Here is a 20,852-nt window from a genome sequence, read left to right on the forward strand (position 1 = left end):
CCGGCAGCATAAGCGGCCTGAGCCCCAATGCAACAATTCGCGTGCTGGTTATCGCACTTGCCGAAAACGACAAGGGCAAATGCCCGCCGCTTGAGGGTTAAGCAAAAAAGAGTGTTCCCCTTAAACTACTTGAGGGATGAGCACAGGCAGGTCTAAAGAAATGAGCTTTGTCAGCGAGAGCTGGACAAGATTTTGGCGACACTCAGAGAGCCGAATGCCGCCAAAGTTAATGACAGGTCGATGCCGCCAGCGAGAGCTTTCTCAGGCGCTGGAGCCGCGCCGCCGTATCAGCCGGTCATGGGCATTCCGGGAGACTCAGAAGGTTATTCTCGTCCCGTCCATCTGCCTCGGTCTTGAGGTAACGGTTCCCGTAAGGGCTAACCGCTGTGACAACCTTGACTTCGAACGCTCCCTCACCGACGAAAAAATCCCAACCGGCGTCGATATGTTGAATCGCCTCCGGTTGAGTCAGCGTCCATTGCTGGCCATCGGGATTCAGGCCCCCGACGTTCTTGATCCGGTCATAGGGATCGTCCCGGTCAATTTTGTTGATGCAACGAATAGTCTGTCTGTTAGCCATTTTGACCTCCATCTGTGGAAGTGGAGTGCCGTTGACACCACAGGCAAATCACCCTCTTTATAAGAGTGTCCGGGAGGACTGTGGGTCCCGCGCGACGCTCCAAAGTTTTGCGGGATGCCATGAGGCCGGGGTGTGGAGCCCCGGCCTTTCTCACGGCATTCAATTCCCATAATGGGATGATTCTGTCGCGCCGTCTAGATGTAGTGCCTTTTAGCTATCTCTACACGATGGAATGTAACGCTTCGACCTAGGGGGTGGGTGTGGCCGAACCAGATGGCGTGACCATTTATTGTCCCCAGGATGCCTGCGCCCCATATATAGGATTTACCGTAGAGGTTCCGCCGGAGCACATGGCGGAGGCGCTACGACATCCGGACGCCGTTCAGGCGGCACTGGAATTAGGTCGCCTGGATATGGTTTCGATCCTTCTTGCGATGATCGGTGTCGTTGCAATCTTTGGCGGGATATTTGCCTTCGGTTATCTGAGAGGCTTGGCGTCTGCGATTGCCAAGAAAGAGGCTGAAGAAATCGCTGAACGTCGTCTGACCGAGCTGCTTAAAAATATTGAAGAGCAAATCGACGGCATTAAGAGATTCGGCAATGAGACAAAACAACCTGCGGCTACGCCTCCGGTGGAGGGAGCCGATGAGGCCGTTGCAGGGACTGAGTTTGACCGCGATGGAGGCAGGGCATGAGAGTCGAAGAAGCACTAACTACGATCCGACGACACCAGATGACCGCGCCCATTCAGGTAATTCCCATCGCTAATGCATTGGGTCTCAAGGTCTACTATGTGGATTGGCAGGATAATATGTCCGGCCGCATTGAGCGCAATGAAAGGCTCGGTGGCGACAGCGGCTACGCGATTTTTGTAAACAAAAATCATCCCCCAAACCGTCGTAGATTCACTATTGCGCACGAAATTGCCCATTTCGTTCTGCACAGAGATCAGATTGGAGATGGCGTATATGACGACGCCATGTATCGCAGCGGCCTGCCTCAGCGGACGGAGTTTGAGGCTAATAGGTTGGCAGCGGACATTCTTATGCCTTGGCACCTGATTAATGAAGCAACAGAGGACGGCCTAAGTACCGTTGAGGGGCTGGCTAAGAAATTCGAAGTTTCAAATAGCTCAATGTCTATTCGGCTAGGTGTTCCTTACGAGCAGTAGCGTCATAGACAAACTCGACCTTCTTCTCTCCAAGATGATCAAGGACGAGGAAAAGCTTGCATTTAAGGACCACCTAGAAGACTTCGATGTTGTTGGTGCGAACGCCCTTACGTACCTCACGAGGAGCGCTGTGCAAAACGAGGGCAATCGGCTTGCCCGATTGCCTTAGTCTCCCCAGCGCCTGAGCAGCGACCCCTGGATCTTGAGCAGCCGGTCGGTGAGCGCCCGGTCTCCCGCTGCCTCCGCCTGACGCAGCGCCAGCGCGACATCGAAGAGGGTCTCGCGCTCTTCCGCTCCCCTGACAAGGCTTCGGACCCAGCCCACGGCGGCTCGCCGCTCGCCGCTCGTCACCTCCGCCACCCGGTGCAGCGTGGTCGAGGGGTAAAGCACCAGCGAGCCCGCGTTGAGCTTCACGAAGCGTTCCCCTGCCGGTTCCTCGATGATGAGCTCGCCGCCTTCATAAGTGTCCGGTTCCGCCAGAAACAGCGTGAAGGAGAGGTCCACGCGCTTGCCGTCCATGAAGGCGTCGTCCGAATGGAGCCCGTATTCCATGCCCTTCGTGTAGCGCGACAGGAGAATGCGGATGAATTCGCGGGGCCGGGCGGCGGCGCGGAAGACATCGTTTTTCATCAGCCGCTTCTCGACCAGCGCCGTGAAATCAGCCGCGAGCCCGGCGGGTTTTGCCTGTTCGTTCCGCTTCACGGCCTTCGCGATCCGGCCAGCCGTGCGCGCGCCGTCCTCGAACCCGTCCGTCTGCCTGAAGACGGTGTCGGCGAGGCGCAGCTCCGGGCCTGTCAGGACATCGGCGATCTGGATAAACAAGGTGACAATTCCATGATAATGCAAAGCGTTTGCAAAATAGTCCGCCTCGCGGTAAAGGTCGAGGCCAGTATTTGCCGCAGTATCGCGGCCAGCAGCCGTCGCCGCCACCGAACTCTTGGGAGCCCTTATGAAATACCGGACGAAACTCTGGACCAGCATCAGCGCCGCCGCCCTTATCGCGGCTTCGAGCGCGGTCGCCGGCATGGCCTCTCCCTCGGCGGGTGAAGGCGCGGGCAATGGCTCCCGCGGCGACGCCCTTCAGGGCAAACAGGCATCCGGCAGCTTCCTCATGGCGTCTGCCGGTGAGGGTGAAGGTGAAGGCGGCGAGGGCGGAGAAGGCGGAGAAGGCGGCGAGGGCGGTGTCGACCCGGCTGCCGCCGCGAAAGACCCGGCCGTCTATCTCTCAGCCATCGATATCATCCGCGCCCATTACCTCGCGGGCGAGGCGATGCTCGACGTCGAAGGCGGCCGCCGCGAGGGCGGCGCCATGTTCGCCCATCCGATTTCCGAGGTTTATATCGACCTCGAATCCGTCTTCGAGGCGCAAGGCGCGGCCCCCTTCATGGATGAGATGACGGAAGCCGTCGATCTCGCGCTCTCCGATGCGCCGGTGGCCGAGGTGAAGGCCTCTGTCCGGAAGGTCTATGCCGCGCTCGATGCGGCCGCTGCAAAGGCCCCCGAAAACGGCAAGAGCGAAGCCGCCATCGAGGCCGCGCTCGCCGCCGAAATGTTTGACCGCGCCGCGAAGCAATACGACACGGCGGTAGGCCCCAATGGTTCGACCGAAGCCTGGATCGACGGCTACGGCTTCTGGAAGGTCGCGAAAATGCGCGCCGATGCGCTCAAGCCCTCCCTCCAAGGGGAACATGAGAGCCTCGCCGAAGAACTCGCCAGTGCCGAAGAACTCTTCGCCAAGGCCTATGCGAGCGTCGAAAAGCCCGAAGAAGCCCCTGTCGACACCGGCTCCCTTCTCGCCGCCAGCTCGCGTATCTCCTTGAAAACAAGCAGTTTCTAGGAGCGTTTCCAGGCGAAGTGGAAGCCGGTTCGCCGTCCGGAAACGCGACCGGAAAAGAAGCTTTCCGGAAAGGGCTTGCGTAGGGAGACCCGCGCGGCCCATACCTCCTCGCATATGAGAGGAGCGGGTGATGGTGAAGACCGCGGCACAGACACTGGACGAATTCGCGAAGGCGAAGCTCGACGCCCTTGAGGTGCAGGCGCTCCGCCGCCGTCTGATCGAGACCGACCGCCGAGAGGGCGCGATCGCCTTCCGTGACGGCCGCCGCCTCATCTCCTTCTGCTGCAACGATTATCTGAACCTCTCGCAAAACGAGACGGTCAAGCGCGCCGCCATCGAGGCGACGGAAAAATATGGCGTCGGCTCCGGCGCCTCGCGTCTCGTCTCCGGCAACCACCCGCTCTTTCGTACCCTTGAAACCCGCCTCGCCGACTGGAAGCAGGCGGAAGACTGCGTCGTCTTCGGCTCCGGCTACATGGCCAATATGGGCATTATCCCGACGCTCATGCGCGAGGGCGACCTGATCCTCGCCGACGAACTCAGCCATGCCTGCCTGCTCTCGGGCTCGAAACTGTCGGGCGCGCGGATCGAGATTTTCCGCCACAACGACATGGATCACTTGCGCGCGCTTCTCGACGCGCACAGAAATGCGGCGCAGCATTGCCTCATCGTTACCGATGGCATCTTCAGCATGGATGGCGACGCCGCGCCCGTCGCCGAAATGGCTGACATCGCCGCAAGCCATGACGCCTGGCTGATGACCGACGATGCGCATGGTATCGGCGTTGTCGGCCATGAAGGCCGCGGGTCGAGTTTCATGGGCGCAACGAAAGCCGCCGTGCCGCTCCAGATGGGCACGCTCTCGAAAGCGGTCGGCGCTTATGGCGGCTATCTCTGCGCCTCGAAAGCCGTCTGCGATCTCGTCCGCACCCGCGCCCGCACCCTCATCTATTCGACGGGCCTGCCGCCCGCCACCGCCGCCGCCGCCATCGCCGCGCTCGATGTCATGCGCGCGAACCCGGATTATTGCCGCCGCCCGGTCGAGAAGGCGCGAAGCTTCACCCGCGCGCTCGGCCTCCCCGATCCCGAAAGCCCCATCGTGCCGCTGATCCTTGGCGATGCCGAGGTCACGCTCGCCGCCTCCGCCATGCTGGAGAAGGAAGGCTATCTCGTCACCGGCATCCGCCCGCCGACCGTGCCCCAAGGCACCGCGCGCCTCCGCTTCACCTTCACCGCCGAACATGACGACGCCGACATTGCGCGCCTCGCGACCCTTGTTCGTGAGCGTATCCTGCCTCGCCGCGCCGCAGAGTAAGTCAGAAGAGTAAGTCAAAAGAGTAATCATGCCCCCCATCTTCGTCACCTCCTCCGGCACCGAGATCGGCAAGACCTATGTCTCCGCCATGCTGACGCGCGAATTGAAGGCGCGCGTGATCAAGCCGCTGGTGAGCGGCCTCGATGAGGAAACATTCCCGGAGAGCGATCCCGCTGAGCTTCTCGCCGCGATGGGCGAGCCGGTGACATATGAGAATGCGGGCCTCGTTTCGCGCTGGCGCTTCAAGGCGGCGCTCTCGCCCGACATGGCCGCGACGCGTGAGGGCCGGGTGATCGACTTCGATGAACTGGTGGAAGAATGCGTCGCTGCGGCGCGCGCGCATGACCCGCTGCTGATCGAGGGCGTCGGCGGGCTCATGGTCCCGCTCGACGGCAAGCATCTGGTTCTCGACTGGATGAAGGCGTTGAACGGAAAGACCGGCCTCGCGCCCGTCCTCGTCGTCGGCGCCTATCTCGGCACCATCAGCCACACATTGACGACGCTCGCCGTCATGAGGGCCGAAGGCATCGTGCCGCGCGTCATCGTGGTGAGCGAGGCCGCGCCCGGCCCCGTGCCGGTCGAGGAGACGGCGGAAACGATTGCGCGTTTCGCCGGTGATGTGCCCGTCCGCGCTCTGCCGCGCGGCGAAACCGTCTCCCTCGCCGGTCTTTTCTAGATCTGCCCCTGGGTCGGTGTTGTGCTGCCCGGCCGCCCGTCGCGGATTTCCTTCAGCCTGTCATTCATCGACAGGAGGGTGAGGAACATTTCGCAGATCACCCGCCAGAACACGATGGCGAAAACCAGCGCGAAAATCGCCACCAGAAATTGCAGCACGCCAAGCCCGGCATTGTAGTTCATCGTGCCGACCGCCCCGGTAATCATGCCGAAGATGTAAAGCAGGATGGCCGCGATGCCGAGCCAGTAGAGAAGCCTTGTCGCCTGCGCGGCGATCAGCTTGTCGAAATTCAGAAAATCCTTGAAGGTCATGCTGTCCTCTCACATGGAACGGCCGTCCGCCCGCGCGATATGCGCGGGCGGTTCATGCGTATACGGATAAATACGGAACCTTTATTTCGGTCCGAAAAGAAACCAGAGAATGAGGCCGAGAACCGGCAGGGCGAGAACGACGACAATCCAGATCGCCTTCCACAGCGGTTCCGCGCCGCTCTGCACGATACGGATGATCGCATAGATATCCAGTATCAGGATGATGATGCCGAGAATTCCGGTATAGCCGTCGCCAAACATTCAGTGCCTCCAGATCAATCGCTCCCCCACATTCAAACGTAGCGCGATTTGAGGTGTGAGGTAAGTTCCGAATGCGGCATATTTCGTGGATTAGTGTGATCGAACGAAAGCAGCTTTCGTGCGTTTCATGTGGTTAAGGCGCAATCCGTTCAAACGAAAGAGGGCGTCGCGATGCCCTCGAATTCGAGCAGCCATTTCTTCGTCGGCAAGCCGCCGCCAAAACCCGTCAGCGATCCGTTCGCGCCGATGACGCGGTGGCAGGGCACGATGATGGGAATGGGATTGCGGCCATTCGCAAGCCCCACCGCGCGCATGCCCTTCGGATTGCCGATCTCGCGCGCAATCTGCGCATAGCTTCTGGTCTCGCCATAGGGAATGCGCGTCAGCGCCGCCCACACGCTTTTCTGGAATGCCGTTCCCTCGGCTGCCAGCGTGAGCCCGGAAAAATCCGTCTGCCTGCCCTGGAAATAGCCCGTCAGCGCTTTCGCCGCGCGGTCGAGATGTGCGCGCGCCTTTGCGCTGCCGTCCCGCTTCGGGAATGAGAGGTCTTCCTGGTTGGGAAAGAGCACGGCGGCAAGTCCCGCCTCCGTGGCGGCCAGTCTCAGTTCGCCGATGGGCGTGTCGAGCGTCGCGGTGGCGAGCCTGTCGTCATCGGGAAGTTTCATCGCTTTCTCCTTTATGCCGTCCAGAGCGCGAGTGCCGCATAGCCGCGCCATGGTCGCCAGGCTTGCGACATCATCTGAAGCTCGGCGGTGGAAACGGGTTCGCCGCCGCCCGCCGATTTGCGCAATCCGAGGTCGGATGCCGGAAAGGCATCCGGCTCGCCCAGCGCCCGCAGCGCGACGTAATGCGCCGTCCACTCGCCAATGCCGGGCAGCGCGGTCATTTCCGCGATCTTCGCTTCAAGGCTTTCGCGTGGCGTGAAGTCGAGCTTGCCCGCCGCCACCGCAGCCGAAAGCGCCTTCAGCGTCGCGATCCGCCCGCCGGTCAGCCCGAGCCCGGAAAGCTCCGCCCGCGCCAGCACCTTCGGCGCGGGAAAAAGCCGGTCGACACCCTCCGCCCCGCCGCCCGGCAGCGCCTCGCCGAATTTCGACACGATGCGGCCCGCAATGGTCGTCGCGCCCTTCACCGAAATCTGCTGGCCGAGCACCGCGCGCACCGCCAGTTCAAACCCGTCAAAGGAGCCCGGCACGCGAAGCCCCGGCGCCTGTTCGAGCCTCGGCCCGATCAGCGGATCGCGCGCGAGCGCCGTGGCGATGGCGCCCGGTTCCGCGTCGAGATCGAAGAGGCGGCGGAGCCGCGCCGAAATGGCGCGAACGGGCAGCGCGCCTTGTGTGCTGCCGAGCGTGGCGATCCGCGCTTCAAGCGCGTTGGCGCCCGCCGCCGGCGTCACGGTGACAACGCCGCTTGCCCCGCTGAGCGAAAAGCTTCGCGCATAGCTGTTCTCGCCGATCGCCTCGACGCCCGGAATGGCGCGGCCCTTGAGATAGGCGAGAATGCGGCTGAAATCGAAAGGCGGGCGATAGCCGAGCCGCAGGCGGATCGTGCTCCCCGCCCGGTTTTCCGATGCGCGGCGGATCTCCGTCGGCGCAACGCCGTAAGCCGTGCGGATCGCATCGTTGAAGCGCCGCAGGCTTTGATAGCCCGCCGCATGCGCGACCTGCGCCAGCGGCATGGCCGTATCGCTGATGAGCTGCTTTGCGGTCAGGAGCCGCCGGTTCGCCGCGACCGCCTGCGGCCCCGCGCCCAGATGCGCAAGGAAAAGCCTTCTCAGCTGCCGCTCGCCAAGCCCGAGCCGCGCCGCGAGGTCTTCAAGGCAGCCTTCATCCAGCGCCCCTTCCTCGATCAGGCGCAGCGCGCGTGAAACGGTTGCCGCCGTGCCGCTCCAGGCGGGTGTGCCCGGCGCCGTCTCGGGGCGGCAGCGCAGGCAGGAGCGGTAGCCCGCTTCCTCCGCCGCCGCTGCGGAAAGCACGAAGCGGCAGTTCTCGCGCTTCGGCACGCGCGCGGGGCAGACCGGCCTGCAATAGATGCCTGTCGACGACACGCAGACGAAGAAGCGTCCGTCGAAGCGCGCATCCTTCGCCTGCATCGCGCGGTAGCATGCTTCGGGGTCGAGGGCGGATATGGAAGCCGTCATGTTCATGGGGAGCAGTCTAGAGCGGCGCTCGCCGTCACGCTCGCCAAAATCGGACATGTCCATTCATGACGCCGCCGTCATGAATTGTTTCGAGCCCGGTTCTGCTTGAGTTGCCGCGCGCCCTGGTTCACGCTCTCCCGCATTGGAATTACAACAAGATCGCTCCGGCGGGGAGGACACCGGCCGGGAGGGAATTCGGGGAGGAAAATAATGACAGACAGGGCAGACGCCGCTTCGGGCGTCGCTGGCGGCGTTGCGCCGTCGCAGGGCTTCACGCCCGCCTATCGCAACTATGCGCTCTTTATACTGATGATCGCCTATACGGCGAACTACGTGGACAGGCAGATCCTTGCGATCCTGCTTCAGCCGATCAAGGAAGACCTGCTGCTCAGCGATACGCAGCTCGGCTTTCTCTCCGGCATCACTTTCGCGATCTTCTATGCGACGCTCGGCGTGCCGATTGCCATGTGGGCCGACCGCACCAACCGGCGCAACATCGTCGCGCTGGCGCTCACCATCTTTTCTTCAATGACGGTCGTCTGCGGCTTCGTCACGAATTTCGCGCAGCTCGCGCTCGCGCGCATCGGCGTCGGTATCGGCGAAGCGGGGTCGAGCCCGCCTTCCCATTCCATGATCTCCGACATGTTCCCGCCGGAAAAGCGCGCCTCCGCGATGGGCATCTATTCGCTGGGCATCAATATCGGCATCCTGATCGGCTTTCTCGTCGGCGGCTGGGTCAGCCAGTGGTATGGCTGGCGCGCGGCTTTCTTCATCGTCGGCGCGCCGGGCCTCATCATTGCGCTTCTCGTGCGCTTCACCCTGAAGGAGCCCGAGCGCGGCCATGCCGATGGCATTTCTTCTCAGGCCAGCGCCGCCGCGCCCAAGGTCATGGAAGTCTGGAAGCTGCTCTGGTCGCAGAAATCCTTCCGGCACATCGCTTTCGGTTGCGCCCTCGCGGCCTTTGGCGGTTATGCGGGCGTCACCTGGATTCCCGCTTTCCTCATCCGCTCTTTCCAGATGTCGCCCGGCGAGATCGGCACCTGGCTCGCCCTCATCATCGGCTTTGTCGGCGGTGCGGGCACCTATCTCACAAGCTGGCTTGCCGACCGTTACGGCAAGGGCGATGTGCGCTGGAACCTCTGGGTGGTCGCCATCGTCATGGCGGTCTGCTTCCCCTTCGCTGTCGGCATGTATCTGTCGATGGACAAATACTGGGCGCTCGCCTTCTTCTTCGTCCCGGCTTTCGCGGGCGCGGCCTATATCGGGCCGAGCCTCGCCATGACGCAGGGCCTCGTCACGCTTCGTATGCGCGCCGTTGCCTCTGCCGTGCTCTTCCTGATCCTGAACCTGATCGGCATGGGGCTCGGGCCGCAGGCCGTCGGCCTCATCAGCGATCTCTATCACCCGGCCTATGGCGATGAGTCGCTGCGCTATGCGCTGCTCACCGTCATGGTTGTCTGGCCCTGGGCGGGTATCCACTTTGTCCTCGGCGCGAAGACGCTGAAGGAAGACCTCGCCCGCGCCAAGGCACACAGCCTGAAGTAACGGCATTCCCGGCGGCGCGCTTTCGTGCCTGCCGCCGGCTCCATTCCTTTCCTCGTCATTGCGAGCCCCCGCACGGGGCGCGGCAATCCAGGGGCCGCTTGCCCCGCGCTCACCATCGGGACCACCCTCCCACAGGGGGAGGGTGGCCCTCAAACAAGCGCTTGCTCTTCTCCGCGCCTTCGCGTGAACCTCATCTCTGCGCTCTCCGTGTAAAACCATCTTCGCCAAACACCCGGTGTCATCCCGGCGAAAACCGGGAACCATGAACGCTCACCCCCCTGCGACATCGCTTCTCCCTCTCCCCCCTCGAACACGCGGCTCCTTTGTGAAACCATGATCCGCAAAGGAGCCTCGACATGTCCTCCCTTCCAGACACCATGCGCGCCATGCTGCTCGATGCACCCGGCACCCCGCTCCGCCTCGCGCAGATCCCCGTGCCGCGCCCCGGTTCCGGCGAGGTCGTGGTCAAGGTCGAGGCTTGCGGCGTCTGCCGCACCGACCTCCATGTCGTCGATAGCGAATTGCCGGATCCGAAACTTCCCCTCGTGCCGGGCCATGAGATCGTCGGCCGCGTCGCCGCGCTGGGCGAGGGCGTCACCGGCTTCACGCCCGGCGCGCGTGTCGGCATTCCCTGGCTCGGATGGACCTGCGGCACCTGCCGCTATTGCCGCGCGGGCCGCGAGAACCTCTGCGGGAAAGCGCTCTTCACCGGCTATACGCGCGACGGCGGCTATGCCGAGTTCACACTCGCCGATGCGCGCTACTGTTTTCCCGTCGCGGAAGGCTACGGCGCGGCGGAGGCGGCGCCGCTTCTCTGCGCCGGGCTCATCGGCTACCGCTCGCTCCGCATGGCGGGCGAGGGCGGGACGCTCGGGCTCTACGGCTTCGGTGCGGCGGCGCATATCGTCGCGCAGGTGGCGCGCCACGAAGGCTGGCGGCTCTTCGCTTTCGTGAAACCCGGCGACGAAGCCGCGAAGGCGTTTGCGCGCTCGCTCGGCGCGGAATGGGCAGGCGACTCGGACGAGGCGCCGCCGGACCTTCTCGACGCCGCCATCATCTATGCGCCTGCCGGGCCGCTCGTCCCTGCCGCGCTCCGCGCCGTTGCGCCCGGCGGCCGCGTCGTCTGCGCCGGCATTCACATGTCGGACATCCCCTCCTTCCCCTACGACATTCTCTGGCGCGAGCGCTCGCTCCATTCGGTCGCGAATCTGACGCGCGCGGATGGCGAGGAGTTCCTCGCCCTCGCGCCGAAAGTGCCGGTCGTCACCACGGTCGAGACGCTGCCGCTCGAGCAGGCGAACGAGGCGCTGGCCCGTCTCCGCGACGGCCGCCTCACCGGCGCCGCCGTGCTCGTGATGGAATAGGCGTCATGCGCAGGATAGCCGTATCTGATCGCCTCTCGCTCGAGATCACCCTCCCCTCGGGGAGGGTCGAAAAATTCGAGAGAATTTTTCGGGGCGGGGGCTGCCACGGTGTCACGCGCATGACGCAAAAGCCGGGCATGGCTTGGGCTGTTCTCTTTTCCGGGCTCGCCGATTGATGAAACGCCACCTTCTTCTCGCCACCCTTCTTTCCTTTTCGGCCCTCACGCCCGCCCATGCGGTCGACGAGCGCTACCCGGACTATGAACCGCGTCCCGGCCTCGCGGGCGAGGCGTCGGTTGCCGGGGCGCCGGCGCCGGCGAGCCTCCTGCTGCTCTGGCCGGAGAGCTTCCGCATGGCGCAGCCGGAAACCGTGCTGCATCCCGGCGGCGCGGAGGGAGGTGTCAGGATCAGGGCGGCGGTCGAGGCGATTGCCGTTCTCGTCAACGCGGAGAACCCGCTCGCCTGCATCCCGCTCGACGCGCTGCACACTCTCTACACGGACGAAAATCCGTCGTGGAGCATGGCGGGCGGACCGTCCACGCCGGTCCTTGCGATGGCGCGCGAGACGGAGCCGGGCGAGAGCGACTTCTTCGCCGAAGCCGCGCTCACGGGTGCGCCCTTCGCCCCCGGCGTCGTGCGCGTCGCGCGCTATTCGGACCTGCTCGACAGGCTCGCCGAAACGCCGGGCGGCATCGGCTACGCGCCTGCCGGCTACCGGGGCGACGGCGTCAAGGCGCTGCAAGTGTCGGATGGCGGCGGCTGCGCCGCTCCCAGTGCATCGAGCGCCTACCGTGCCGACTATCCGCTCGCCCGCTTCGTCCATCTCGAAGGCATGAAGAACGAAGTGAGTCTTGCCTTCTTCGACTACGTCCTCTCGCAGGACGGTCAGCGTGACGGTGTCATCGCGGGCTTTTATTCCCTCCCCTGGGTGTTCGCGGAGGAAGAGCGGGAGAAGCTTCGTCTCGATTGACGTTCCGCGGCTTTATCCCCGCTGTGACTTTTGCCGTTCCGGCTGTGACCTTTCTGTCGTTGCCGTTCTGCATCGGCGATGCCGTGCCGCCACAGCGGGGACAAGAGGCGCGTTCTTGACGGTTCGGTGACAGTTCGATGACGGTCGCCCCGATTTGTCCCCGCTTGCCGGGTTATCCCCATGGCAAAACCCCCGGTGGATTTCTCCACCGGGGGTCTGCCGTCTGACGATCTGCGAGGATCGGACTGGACGTAGGCTCAGAAGGCGAACTGCGTGCGCAGCGCAACCGCATCGTGGCCGAAGTTCGAGTTGGTGACGCCGCCCCGGTCTTCTACATCCACGTTCAGGTAGTTGAGCATGAAACGGAGGTTGTTGTTGACGTACCAGTTGAGGCCCACCGTGATGATGTCCTGCTCGCCGCCCGCGATGCCCGCGCTGGCGTCGTTGAGATCGGCCTGGCTGTAGCGCGCCGCGATTTCCCAGGCACCCGAGCCCTTGTTGCCGAAGCCGAAGGGATTGGCAGGCTTCACACCCTTGAAGGCAGCCTTCTTGATGTCATAGTTGTAGGATTCGCCCGTCAGAATCCACGAGGCCTGCAGGTACCAGGCGTCAAGATCGGCGTCGGGGTTTGCGTTGAGGCCGCTGACGTCGAAACGGTAGTATTCGCCCTGAGCGCGGAACGGGCCGTAGTTGAACGCGAGTTCCGGACCATAGACCGAGACCGTATCGACCGTGGCGCCGAAATTCGCGTCGATCAGGCGCGTCGGGTCAATACGGAGTTCCGGCCGGTCGCGGAGGCGAAGCGCGTCGCCCGGCAGATTGAAGGAGTGCGAAGCCGAAACGCCAAAGTGAAAGTTCGCACCTTCTTTCGGTGAGGTTGCGTAGGCCAGACGACCAACGGCGTTCGACGTATCGAAGTCCGTGTTGCCCGCCGAAGTGTTGTTGCCGACGGTGCCCATGGAATAGAAGGCGCTGCTGTAGAAATTGCTGGTGTTGTAGATACCGCCGAGCAGCATGCGCCCTTCGCCCGCCGCCGGGCTGATGGCGAGATTTGCTGCCGTGGCGCGTTCGATGAAGGTAATGTCGTTCGAAGACGTCGAGTCGTCGAGCGTCATCCGCGGCTTCGTCGCACCGGTGAGGATCTGCAGGCCGTCGATGCCTTTGTAGGCCAACACCGCTTCGTAGATGCGGGCGTTCGATTCCGTGCCACTGTCGCCGAAGTTGAATTCGATATTGTATCCGAAATCCTTGGCGAGCGTGCCGTTGAGACCGACACGGAGGCGCCGGAAGTTGGCGTTGCCGCGCAAGCCGCCGAAGTTGGCCTTGCTGGCGTCGTCCTGGTCGTAGCCGCCGACGTCGAGATGGGCGCGACCGGTGATGCCGAAAGTGAAGTTGCCGTCGGCCGACTTGAAGACCGGACGGCCGTTCTTCAGCGAGACCTCGACGTCGCTCTTGCGTTCCTCGAGGCTCTTGATCGCGTTGCCGTGCTGGATTTCGACATCGTCGATCTTGCGCTGCAGCGCGTCGATCTGCGCCTTGAGGGCATCGAGTTCGGCCTGGGTGTTGCTGGCAGCGAAGGCAGGCGCCGCGAGGAAGGCGGCGGCGCCGATTGCCGTGCCGGCCAGAAGAATGTTTCTCAACGTCATCAGACGTCTCCGTGTTCTGTGGATGAGCTTCTGTTGCAGGATCGGCAGCCGCGGCAGAACACCGCGAACACCCCCCATGAACCCGCTCGTAACAGAGCTATGTGACGGTTCCGCTCCACTTTTGTGACAGTGAAATGACGCCCCCGGAGTGTGGCAGTAAGGCACCGGAAACCGGGCGCAGGAGGCCCTTTCAAGTACCGGTAAAATCGTTAAAATATTTATTTATTTCAATGGGTTAATAAAGGTGCGCGCGCCTGCGTCTTTCCGGCCACGGCACTTTGGGAAACCGCGGGCGGCTTCGGTCGAAGTGTCGCGGGCGCTATTCGGAGGCTAGTTTTGTGACGACCACGGAGCCCGCCTCAAGCGTCTTGTGGACGGGGCATTTGCCTGCAATTTCGGCAATTTTCTCTGCCAGTTCCGGCGCGATGCCGCCCTCGATACGGATGGTCCTTTCGAAGCGGTCGATATAGCCCTCGCGTCCTTCGGCGCACGCGGCGCAATCGCGAGCGTGAACCTTCGCATGTTCTACGATCACCGAGACGGGACCGATTTCCAGACGCTTTCGGTCGGCATACATGCGCAACGTCATTGCCGTACAGGTGCCGAGTGCGATCGAAAGAAAATCATAGGGCGTCGGGCCGGTGTTGAGACCGCCATGCTCAACGGGCTCATCCGCAAGCAGCCGGTGCGAACCGGCGGTTACGCGCTGCTGAAACCTGCCCTGGCCCGTTTCCGTCACGGTGACAGCTTGCGTTTCGCTTTGCTCTTCGGCCGGTTGGACCTCAGCGATGTAGCGGCCCGCCCAGGCAGAGAGCACGTTGGCGACATAGTTTGCGTCGCTTCGGCGCGTCAAAAGATGGTCGGCATCATCCAGTGAAACAAAGCTTTTCGGATGTTTCGCGGCGTTGAAAATCTCCTGCGCATTTTCGATGCCGACAATCTCGTCGCGAGGCGCGTGAAAAATCAGAAGAGCCTTCCTCATTATGCCGATCCCTTCTTTCAGGTTCTGCCCTTCGAGATCGTCGAGGAATTGTTTGCGGATGGAAAACTGCCTGCCTGCGAGCGTGACCTCCGCCTCTCCATTCTGCTGGATGTGCGAAAGGTCCGCCTGGAAGCTCCGGGTGACATGCGCTGCATCCGAGGGAGCACCGATTGTCGCGACCGCTTTTGCCTCGGAGACTTTGCTTGCCGCCGCGAGGATTGCCGCGCCACCGAGACTGTGACCGATCAGGATGGCCGGAGCCTCGAAGGTCTGGCGCATGAAATCCACAGCGCACAGAAGATCGGCCACATTCGAGGAGAAATTGGTATTCGCAAAGTCGCCGCCGCTCGTGCCGAGGCCGGTAAAATCGAAGCGCAGAACGCCGATGCCGAGGTCGGCGAGTGCACGGGATATGCGCGCCGCCGCGAATACGTCTTTCGAGCAGGTGAAGCAATGCGCAAAAACCGCATAAGCGCGGACGGGGCCGGCAGGCAGATCGAGCAGCGCCGACAATTCATCGCCGGTGGAACCTGTGAAGGAAACTTTCCTTTCTTGCGCCGTCATGCATAAACCTCCCGCCGTCCGTTGCGCCGCGTGTGAGCCTACAAGAAACGGCTCGAGAGGGCGCCCGTGTTATCTCCAAACAAGACAAATCCGGCATCAATGCAGCGAAAATAAGATTGGGAACGGCGGCTGGTGCAGACCGTTGAGGTGGCAATGGCCGTGCCCTCCGGCGCGGTGTGAAACGGCAAAAAGGAGAAACCCATGAAAAGGCTCTTCACCACCACTGCGCTTGCGGCCTCTATGGCTTTTGCGACGGCTGCCTATGCTGCAGAGGACGATGCAAAGAACGCCCCGATGGAAGTCACCCCTGCTCAGCAGCAGGATGCGCAGCCCTCGCTTGAAACGCCTGGCGAGATGCTGAGCGATGCCACCGCGACCGCGGACGATGATGTCCTCGCGATGCGGGACAACTTCGCCGTCATGTCCGGTAACGCAATCAGCGCTGCCGACGTTGTTGGCGCCGCGGTCGTCGGACCGGATGGCAAGGAAATCGGTACGGTCGACGATCTCGTCTTCAACGAGGACAAGTCGATCGATCAGGTCATCATTGCCGACGGCAAGATGTTCGGGTTCGGCGGCAAGAATGTCGCGATCGATTTCGAGGGAGCTTCGATTACGCGCGATCAGAACGACGAACGCATGGTGCGCATAGGCATGACCGATCAGGCACTTGAAGAGGTTGCCGAGTTCGACAAGGCTCCGCTTGAAGAGTCCGGCGGCAAGCTCGCTACTTCCTATATCGGACGCGATGTCGCTCTCGCCACAGAGGATGACGGTACGGGTGAGCTCTCCGACCTCATTCTTGATCGGAACGGCACGGCCAAATATGCGGTGGTCGAGTATGGCGGCATGCTCGAAATGAACGAAAACCGCGTCGCGATCGATCTCAACAGCTTTAAGCCTGCCCCGGCCGGCGAGCCGCTGAACCTCGCAATGACGCTTGACCAGTTGCGTGAGCAGCCGAGCTTCTTCTACAGCGAGGAAGAGACGCCAAAGGACGGCGAAATGTAATTCCGTCAAGGCGGAATGCGATGGCCCGGCCGGTTTTCCGGCCGGGCTTTTTGCTGTCCGCCATAAGCGTACACCATCTTCTGCCTGCCGACGTGCGCCAGGACTTTTACGGATGGTGTGAAAACGGGGAGGCACAAATGCCCCCGATCCAGTGGGGCTTGGGGGGCGGGGATGATACTGGATCGGGGGGCCTGCAAAGGTTCCTGTGTCTCGGAAGACGTAACCTCGCAATAGCACTGGAAGAACGCGTCGTGCGTGCGGATGGTTCCGGAAGAAACCGGAAAAAGATCGAAGATTTTTGGGGGCGGTATCAGACGAGGATCGGAAGGTTGACCGTTACGACACAGCCGGGTTCATCTACATCCATATGGGCACGTAGCTGGCGTATCAGCCCCCGGAAAAGGTTGATGTGGCCCTCATCCGGCCTGTTCCGCATCAATCCCGCGAGCACCGGCTGGTCCACCTTCATGGTGAGGGTAGAGCCGCCGCCCGGACGTTTTGCCAGGTCGAAGTCGATCTGCGTTGCGGGATGTCCCTCTGGGGAAAGATGCGAGGTTGCCTCGGCCACGAGTTCGGTAACGAGGAAGGCGAGAGTAAGCGCCGCATCCGGCAGGGCGAATACGGGCTCCGGGCAATGCATTGAAAGAACCGGGCGCCCCCACTCTGTAGAGAGATGCCGCTCCGTGGAAAGGCAGAGATCCTTGAGCAGCACACCGAGATCGACTGCCCGAAAATCGTCGCCCTGATAAAGAGCGGAATGGACGATGCCGAGGGCGTTGAGACGCCGTTGCACATCCAGGAAGATCGCCGCCTGCTCGGGCGTTTTGGCGCGACGACTCTGCAGGTTCAGCAAGCTGTTCATGACCTGGAGATTGTTGCGCACCCGGTGGTTAACCTCGCGCACGAGGGCTTTTTGATGGTCGAGCGCCGCCCGGAGGGCAACGTCGCGCGCATGAATGGTGTCCGCCATGGTGTTGAACTTGGTCGCGACAGCCTGAACCTCCTCTGTCGCCCGCGCGTCGAATTCGACTCGGGCACTATTGTCGCCTGCGATGTAGCGGCGGATCGCCTGCCGAACCTTGTTGAGAGGTTCGATGATAATCTGTTCCGTGGCACGGCCTGCGAGAAAACTTGCTGCGATCCAGACGAGAAGGGGAAAAGCGATCACAAAGTAAAGGAGCGCGCGCACCGCCGGGGAAAGCTCCTCCGCATCCTGGGCGTATAGCCCGAAGATATTTCCAGGCAACGCGGCCACTACATAGGTGCGGACGACCCCGTCTCGGCCTTCCTGTGCAAAGGATCCGGACATGAGGTCCAGTCCTGATCCCGCGACAAACGTGCTCGGCAACCATTGGTCGATCTGTTCGTCTTTGGTCCGTTGAGCAAGAATCCGGTAGTTGGCATCAAGTAGAGCCAGCGCGGAGACATCGGGTAGAGCCGCTTCCTGCATGGTGAGGGTCAGCGATCCAAAGGGAATCGTTGCCGCGAGTACGCCAATGGCCTGCCGATCCGCATCGTAGATTGGCAGGGTGGCGATGAGCCGCGCTTTCGCGGCATCACTGTCTTTGGCAAAGGGCAGCTCGTTCTTTTGGGCCCAGATGGAGAACTGCTGCGACTCCATCGATTGGTCGAGCCAGCGCGGGGGTGCGGACGCTTCTTCCTGCAAACTCAAGGGAGCCGGGGCGCTGCATAGCGATTTCCCCTCGACGCCGATCAGATGAAGAGAGGAAATGTTCGAATTCTGCAATACGATGCGCCTGAACGTGTCATCGCAGATTTGGCCATTGGCAGGATCACCGAGCGGCAGGGCGGAGATAGTCTCCAGAAGGATGTGCAGTTCCTGTAGGGCTGTGCTCTGACGCCCCAGAACCGCCTCCCCGCGGGCAACAAGGGCCCTTTCCCGCAAATCACGATGATGGACCGCATTCACATATTGAGCGATCTCGGCGGCAAGACATAAAGGAAGGAGCGCAACGGCCAGGCGCAATGCGATCCGGGATCTTAGTCCCGGCCTGGCATCTCGCATGCTCGCGAAGCGCGCCGTCCAAGCCCGTCTGGGTTTTGACTCCGTTGGCAAGCATCAGCCCCTGATATGGTCCACGGGTAACGGCCATCAGCCGTTCCTCGGAAACCCTGCTCCGCGCAATTCTATTCGCCGTTCTTGTCCGTTTCGGCGTCCGATAAACGGCTCAGAAGTGATGAAAAATCATCTGGAACAGGTTCATTGAGCACCTTTTGATAGGCGCGCCTCAAGCCCGTTCCCAGCGCCTCTCGTCGCGCGCTTTGCTCGACTTTGTCTCGGGTTTCCGCAGATTTGCCATCTTTGGACGGTTGAATCTGCTTGTCGTTCTCGTCTGCCACTTTTTCACCGCGCCATTGGCGTCGACTTCAACATGTTTACGGCCCGGCAAACATTGAAGGCGAAGAAAATATTTATACAGAGGATGAAACTCTTTTGTTTTCCAAGGGTTCCCTAATTCTAGGACTTTTTTGCGAATTTAGTTCGTGGACATGAGACTCGCAACCCGGCTAAGGCGGGGTATGATTATGCTTATACGGAGATGAATCAGGAATGTCGCTCGCAGATCAAATCGCACCTCTTCTTCCGCATTTGCGTCGCTATGCGCGCGCGTTGACCGGGAATCAGAAACGCGGGGACGCCTATGTGCGTTCCCTGCTTGAAGCGATTATTGCCGATGACAGCATCGTGGACCGGGCGCTGGATCCCCGCGTAGGCCTGTACAAGGCGTTTTACGGGATCTGGTCGACTGCCGATCTCGATGCCGCGCAACCGGAGGAGGACGTGTCGGGAACAGAGGGTGTGGTTTCCCAGCGGCTCTCCCGTATGACGCCCATCAATCGGCAGGCGTTGCTGTTGACGGCCATGGAAGGCTTCAGCAATCGTGAAACAGCTCATGTCCTTCAGGTGGGAGAAGGCGAGGTTTCCGCTCTGATCGACGCAGCCCTGAAGGAAATTGACAATCAAATCGCGACCAGCGTCCTCATCATCGAGGATGAGCCCATCATTTCGATGGACCTGGAGCAAATCGTGCGAGACCTCGGTCACGACATCATGGCAACCGTGGTGACGCGGGACGAGGCGGTGAATGCAATTGCCGCGAAAAAGCCGGGTCTTGTTCTGGCCGATATTCAGCTTGCTGATGGAAGCTCCGGCATTGACGCAGTGAAAGATATCTTTGCGCGCTTCTCCGTTCCCGTCATCTTCATTACGGCTTATCCCGAACGATTGCTGACAGGCGAGAGGCCGGAACCCACCTTCCTCATCACCAAGCCATTCCTGCAAAGCACGGTGAAAGCCGCAATTGGACAGGCGTTGTTCTTCGATAGTGAGGAAAGTGAAGCGGCTTGAAGGCTGTTGACGGACCAAAGAAAAGGCGCCGCCCGGCCGGGTGGCACCTTTTCATTGAATGCCGCCTTCAACGGGTAAGCTTGTCCATTTCGCCCATGATAGCGTCCGTAGCGTCTCCCGCGGCAAGAGCGCTATCGGAGCGTGCGGGCAAGACGCCGCTATCGATCATTTCGTCGAGAGCCGCTCTGGCGCGTGCGACCCGGCTTTTCACCGTACCGACGGCGCAGTCGCAAATACCGGCAGCTTCTTCATAGGAAAAGCCTCCTGCTCCCACGAGAACAAGGGCTTCGCGCTGGGCGGCAGGCAAGCGCATAAGGGCCCGCTGCAAGTCGGTCAATTGCATCTGATGGTCTTGATGCGCCGGCGTTGACAGTGTTCGCTCGGCGACGCTCTCATCCCATTCACCTGTGAAGCGCGCCCGGCGCATTTGAGAGAGGAATTGATTGCGGAGAATGACGAATACCCAAGCGCGCATATTCGTCCCCGCCCTGTAGCGCTTGCGCGCTGCCCAGGCCTTGAGAAGAGCATCCTGGGCAAGGTCGTCCGCCATGTCAGGCTTGCCGCACAGATTCCGCGCGAAAGCACGCAGGTGAGGGATAAGAACCTCAAGCTCTTTCTTGAAATCGGCATCGCTAAGCGGTTCGGCTTCCGCCGTTATTTCAACCTGATGTGTCATGCGCTCAGTTCTCGCCGCCTGCTTTCATCTTGTTAAGCAACTCTGTGAACTCCTGAGGAACCGGCTCCTGAATGGCATGGCGATAGAGGGACCGTAATTCCCGCCCCAAGCTCGCACTACGGGCGGCAGTTTCTCGGCGACATTCCTCGCCTCGGCCTCCTCGCAGGTTATTTGCCCTATCATCTATCATCTCAAAAAACATATTGCTGTGGGTCGCGCTCGGGATCGCGTCACTGTAAGCTCATTATTTCAACGGCTTAACCCGCGAAAGGTTCAAAAATTCTCGTAACTGAAGCCAGCAGGATGCCGTCTTTCATCCCTCCTTCGTCACAATAGAAGCCTTCATGGCGGGATTGTGACGTGCTGCGAAGCAGCGTTTTATACTCTGTAGGCGGAAATCGCTGCCCTCGAGACGCAATTGGCCCCGGCCATTTGT

At 61.6% G+C, this 20,852-nt stretch carries 21 protein-coding genes; 10 read left to right on the top strand and 11 right to left on the bottom strand.

The genetic code is table 11. The annotated features are described in order from the left end of the window. Positions 1–295: 295 nt before the first annotated feature. Positions 296–580, bottom strand: coding sequence for a DUF3892 domain-containing protein (locus ABJO61_RS12930; RefSeq protein WP_348328875.1), 285 nt, complete (start codon positions 578–580; stop codon positions 296–298). Positions 581–840: 260 nt separating this feature from the next. Here ABJO61_RS12930 and ABJO61_RS12935 point away from each other — a divergent pair, with 260 nt between their 5' ends. Then, positions 841–1,275: a hypothetical protein gene (locus ABJO61_RS12935; protein WP_348328872.1), complete on the top strand. Its 435-nt coding sequence runs from the start codon at positions 841–843 to the stop codon at positions 1,273–1,275. Further along, complete coding sequence (locus ABJO61_RS12940) at positions 1,272–1,751, top strand: ImmA/IrrE family metallo-endopeptidase (RefSeq protein ID WP_348328869.1); 480 nt, start codon at positions 1,272–1,274, stop codon at positions 1,749–1,751. Before ABJO61_RS12935 ends, ABJO61_RS12940 begins: the two co-directional genes overlap by 4 nt. A gap of 165 nt (positions 1,752–1,916) precedes the next feature. Here the strand turns inward: ABJO61_RS12940 and ABJO61_RS12945 are convergent, their stop codons facing one another. Continuing rightward, positions 1,917–2,777 carry a Fe2+-dependent dioxygenase gene (locus tag ABJO61_RS12945; protein ID WP_348328866.1) on the bottom strand — a complete coding sequence of 287 codons (861 nt, stop codon included), beginning with the start codon at positions 2,775–2,777 and terminating at the stop codon, positions 1,917–1,919. On the opposite strand from ABJO61_RS12945, the gene ABJO61_RS12950 reads away from it, so the two are divergent. From ABJO61_RS12950 to bioD, 3 genes are all read left to right on the top strand, one after another. Further along, positions 2,776–3,588, top strand: a complete 813-nt coding sequence (locus ABJO61_RS12950; RefSeq protein ID WP_348328863.1) for a hypothetical protein — start codon at positions 2,776–2,778, stop codon at positions 3,586–3,588. The genes ABJO61_RS12945 and ABJO61_RS12950 overlap by 2 nt on opposite strands. Before the next feature lie 130 nt (positions 3,589–3,718). After that, entirely contained in the window at positions 3,719–4,903 is a 1,185-nt protein-coding gene (gene bioF, locus ABJO61_RS12955) for an 8-amino-7-oxononanoate synthase (RefSeq protein WP_348330576.1), read from the top strand. Positions 4,904–4,931: 28 nt separating this feature from the next. Further along, the gene (bioD, locus tag ABJO61_RS12960) at positions 4,932–5,579 is read left to right on the top strand and encodes a dethiobiotin synthase (protein WP_348328857.1); all 648 of its coding nucleotides are present in this window, start codon (positions 4,932–4,934) and stop codon (positions 5,577–5,579) included. Here bioD and ABJO61_RS12965 read toward each other — a convergent pair. The 4 genes from ABJO61_RS12965 to ABJO61_RS12980 all read right to left on the bottom strand — a co-directional run bounded on the left by ABJO61_RS12965 (position 5,576) and on the right by ABJO61_RS12980 (position 8,351). After that, on the bottom strand, positions 5,576–5,890 hold the full coding sequence (locus tag ABJO61_RS12965) for a DUF4282 domain-containing protein (protein ID WP_348328854.1): 315 nt from the start codon (positions 5,888–5,890) through the stop codon (positions 5,576–5,578). The genes bioD and ABJO61_RS12965 overlap by 4 nt on opposite strands. A gap of 81 nt (positions 5,891–5,971) precedes the next feature. Then, entirely contained in the window at positions 5,972–6,151 is a 180-nt protein-coding gene (locus ABJO61_RS12970) for a PLDc N-terminal domain-containing protein (RefSeq protein ID WP_348328852.1), read from the bottom strand. Positions 6,152–6,300: 149 nt separating this feature from the next. Further along, positions 6,301–6,816: a methylated-DNA--[protein]-cysteine S-methyltransferase gene (locus tag ABJO61_RS12975; RefSeq protein ID WP_348328849.1), complete on the bottom strand. Its 516-nt coding sequence runs from the start codon at positions 6,814–6,816 to the stop codon at positions 6,301–6,303. A gap of 11 nt (positions 6,817–6,827) precedes the next feature. Then, positions 6,828–8,351 carry an AlkA N-terminal domain-containing protein gene (locus ABJO61_RS12980; RefSeq protein ID WP_348328846.1) on the bottom strand — a complete coding sequence of 508 codons (1,524 nt, stop codon included), beginning with the start codon at positions 8,349–8,351 and terminating at the stop codon, positions 6,828–6,830. 147 nt (positions 8,352–8,498) lie between these two features. On the opposite strand from ABJO61_RS12980, the gene ABJO61_RS12985 reads away from it, so the two are divergent. The 3 genes from ABJO61_RS12985 to ABJO61_RS12995 all read left to right on the top strand — a co-directional run bounded on the left by ABJO61_RS12985 (position 8,499) and on the right by ABJO61_RS12995 (position 12,167). Next, positions 8,499–9,833: an MFS transporter gene (locus ABJO61_RS12985; RefSeq protein ID WP_348328843.1), complete on the top strand. Its 1,335-nt coding sequence runs from the start codon at positions 8,499–8,501 to the stop codon at positions 9,831–9,833. 377 nt (positions 9,834–10,210) lie between these two features. Continuing rightward, entirely contained in the window at positions 10,211–11,197 is a 987-nt protein-coding gene (locus tag ABJO61_RS12990) for a zinc-dependent alcohol dehydrogenase family protein (protein ID WP_348328968.1), read from the top strand. A gap of 175 nt (positions 11,198–11,372) precedes the next feature. Beyond that, positions 11,373–12,167 (top strand): substrate-binding domain-containing protein, encoded by a 795-nt coding sequence (locus tag ABJO61_RS12995; RefSeq protein ID WP_333665149.1) that lies wholly within the window; start codon positions 11,373–11,375, stop codon positions 12,165–12,167. A 257-nt stretch (positions 12,168–12,424) separates the two neighbouring features. Here ABJO61_RS12995 and ABJO61_RS13000 read toward each other — a convergent pair whose 3' ends face one another. Beyond that, a complete protein-coding gene (locus tag ABJO61_RS13000) occupies positions 12,425–13,813 on the bottom strand; it encodes a porin (protein ID WP_348328839.1) in 1,389 nt (462 codons plus the stop codon). Between the two features lie 319 nt (positions 13,814–14,132). After that, a complete protein-coding gene (locus tag ABJO61_RS13005) occupies positions 14,133–15,359 on the bottom strand; it encodes a bifunctional alpha/beta hydrolase/OsmC family protein (RefSeq protein WP_348328837.1) in 1,227 nt (408 codons plus the stop codon). A 201-nt stretch (positions 15,360–15,560) separates the two neighbouring features. Here ABJO61_RS13005 and ABJO61_RS13010 point away from each other — a divergent pair, with 201 nt between their 5' ends. After that, entirely contained in the window at positions 15,561–16,370 is an 810-nt protein-coding gene (locus tag ABJO61_RS13010; RefSeq protein ID WP_348328834.1) for a PRC-barrel domain-containing protein, read from the top strand. 310 nt (positions 16,371–16,680) lie between these two features. Here ABJO61_RS13010 and ABJO61_RS13015 read toward each other — a convergent pair whose 3' ends face one another. Both ABJO61_RS13015 and ABJO61_RS13020 read right to left on the bottom strand, forming a co-directional pair. Next, positions 16,681–18,357 carry a histidine kinase dimerization/phosphoacceptor domain -containing protein gene (locus ABJO61_RS13015; protein WP_348328831.1) on the bottom strand — a complete coding sequence of 559 codons (1,677 nt, stop codon included), beginning with the start codon at positions 18,355–18,357 and terminating at the stop codon, positions 16,681–16,683. Positions 18,358–18,518: 161 nt separating this feature from the next. Beyond that, positions 18,519–18,731, bottom strand: a complete 213-nt coding sequence (locus tag ABJO61_RS13020) for a NepR family anti-sigma factor (protein ID WP_348328828.1) — start codon at positions 18,729–18,731, stop codon at positions 18,519–18,521. Between the two features lie 211 nt (positions 18,732–18,942). On the opposite strand from ABJO61_RS13020, the gene ABJO61_RS13025 reads away from it, so the two are divergent. Further along, the gene (locus ABJO61_RS13025) at positions 18,943–19,740 is read left to right on the top strand and encodes a response regulator (RefSeq protein ID WP_348328825.1); all 798 of its coding nucleotides are present in this window, start codon (positions 18,943–18,945) and stop codon (positions 19,738–19,740) included. A gap of 67 nt (positions 19,741–19,807) precedes the next feature. Here ABJO61_RS13025 and ABJO61_RS13030 read toward each other — a convergent pair whose 3' ends face one another. After that, positions 19,808–20,416, bottom strand: coding sequence for a sigma-70 family RNA polymerase sigma factor (locus ABJO61_RS13030; RefSeq protein ID WP_348328822.1), 609 nt, complete (start codon positions 20,414–20,416; stop codon positions 19,808–19,810). Between the last annotated feature and the right edge of the window lie 436 nt (positions 20,417–20,852).

Origin of the sequence: Parvibaculum sp., from assembly GCF_039973015.1 — a bacterium.
Taxonomy (GTDB): domain Bacteria; phylum Pseudomonadota; class Alphaproteobacteria; order Parvibaculales; family Parvibaculaceae; genus Parvibaculum.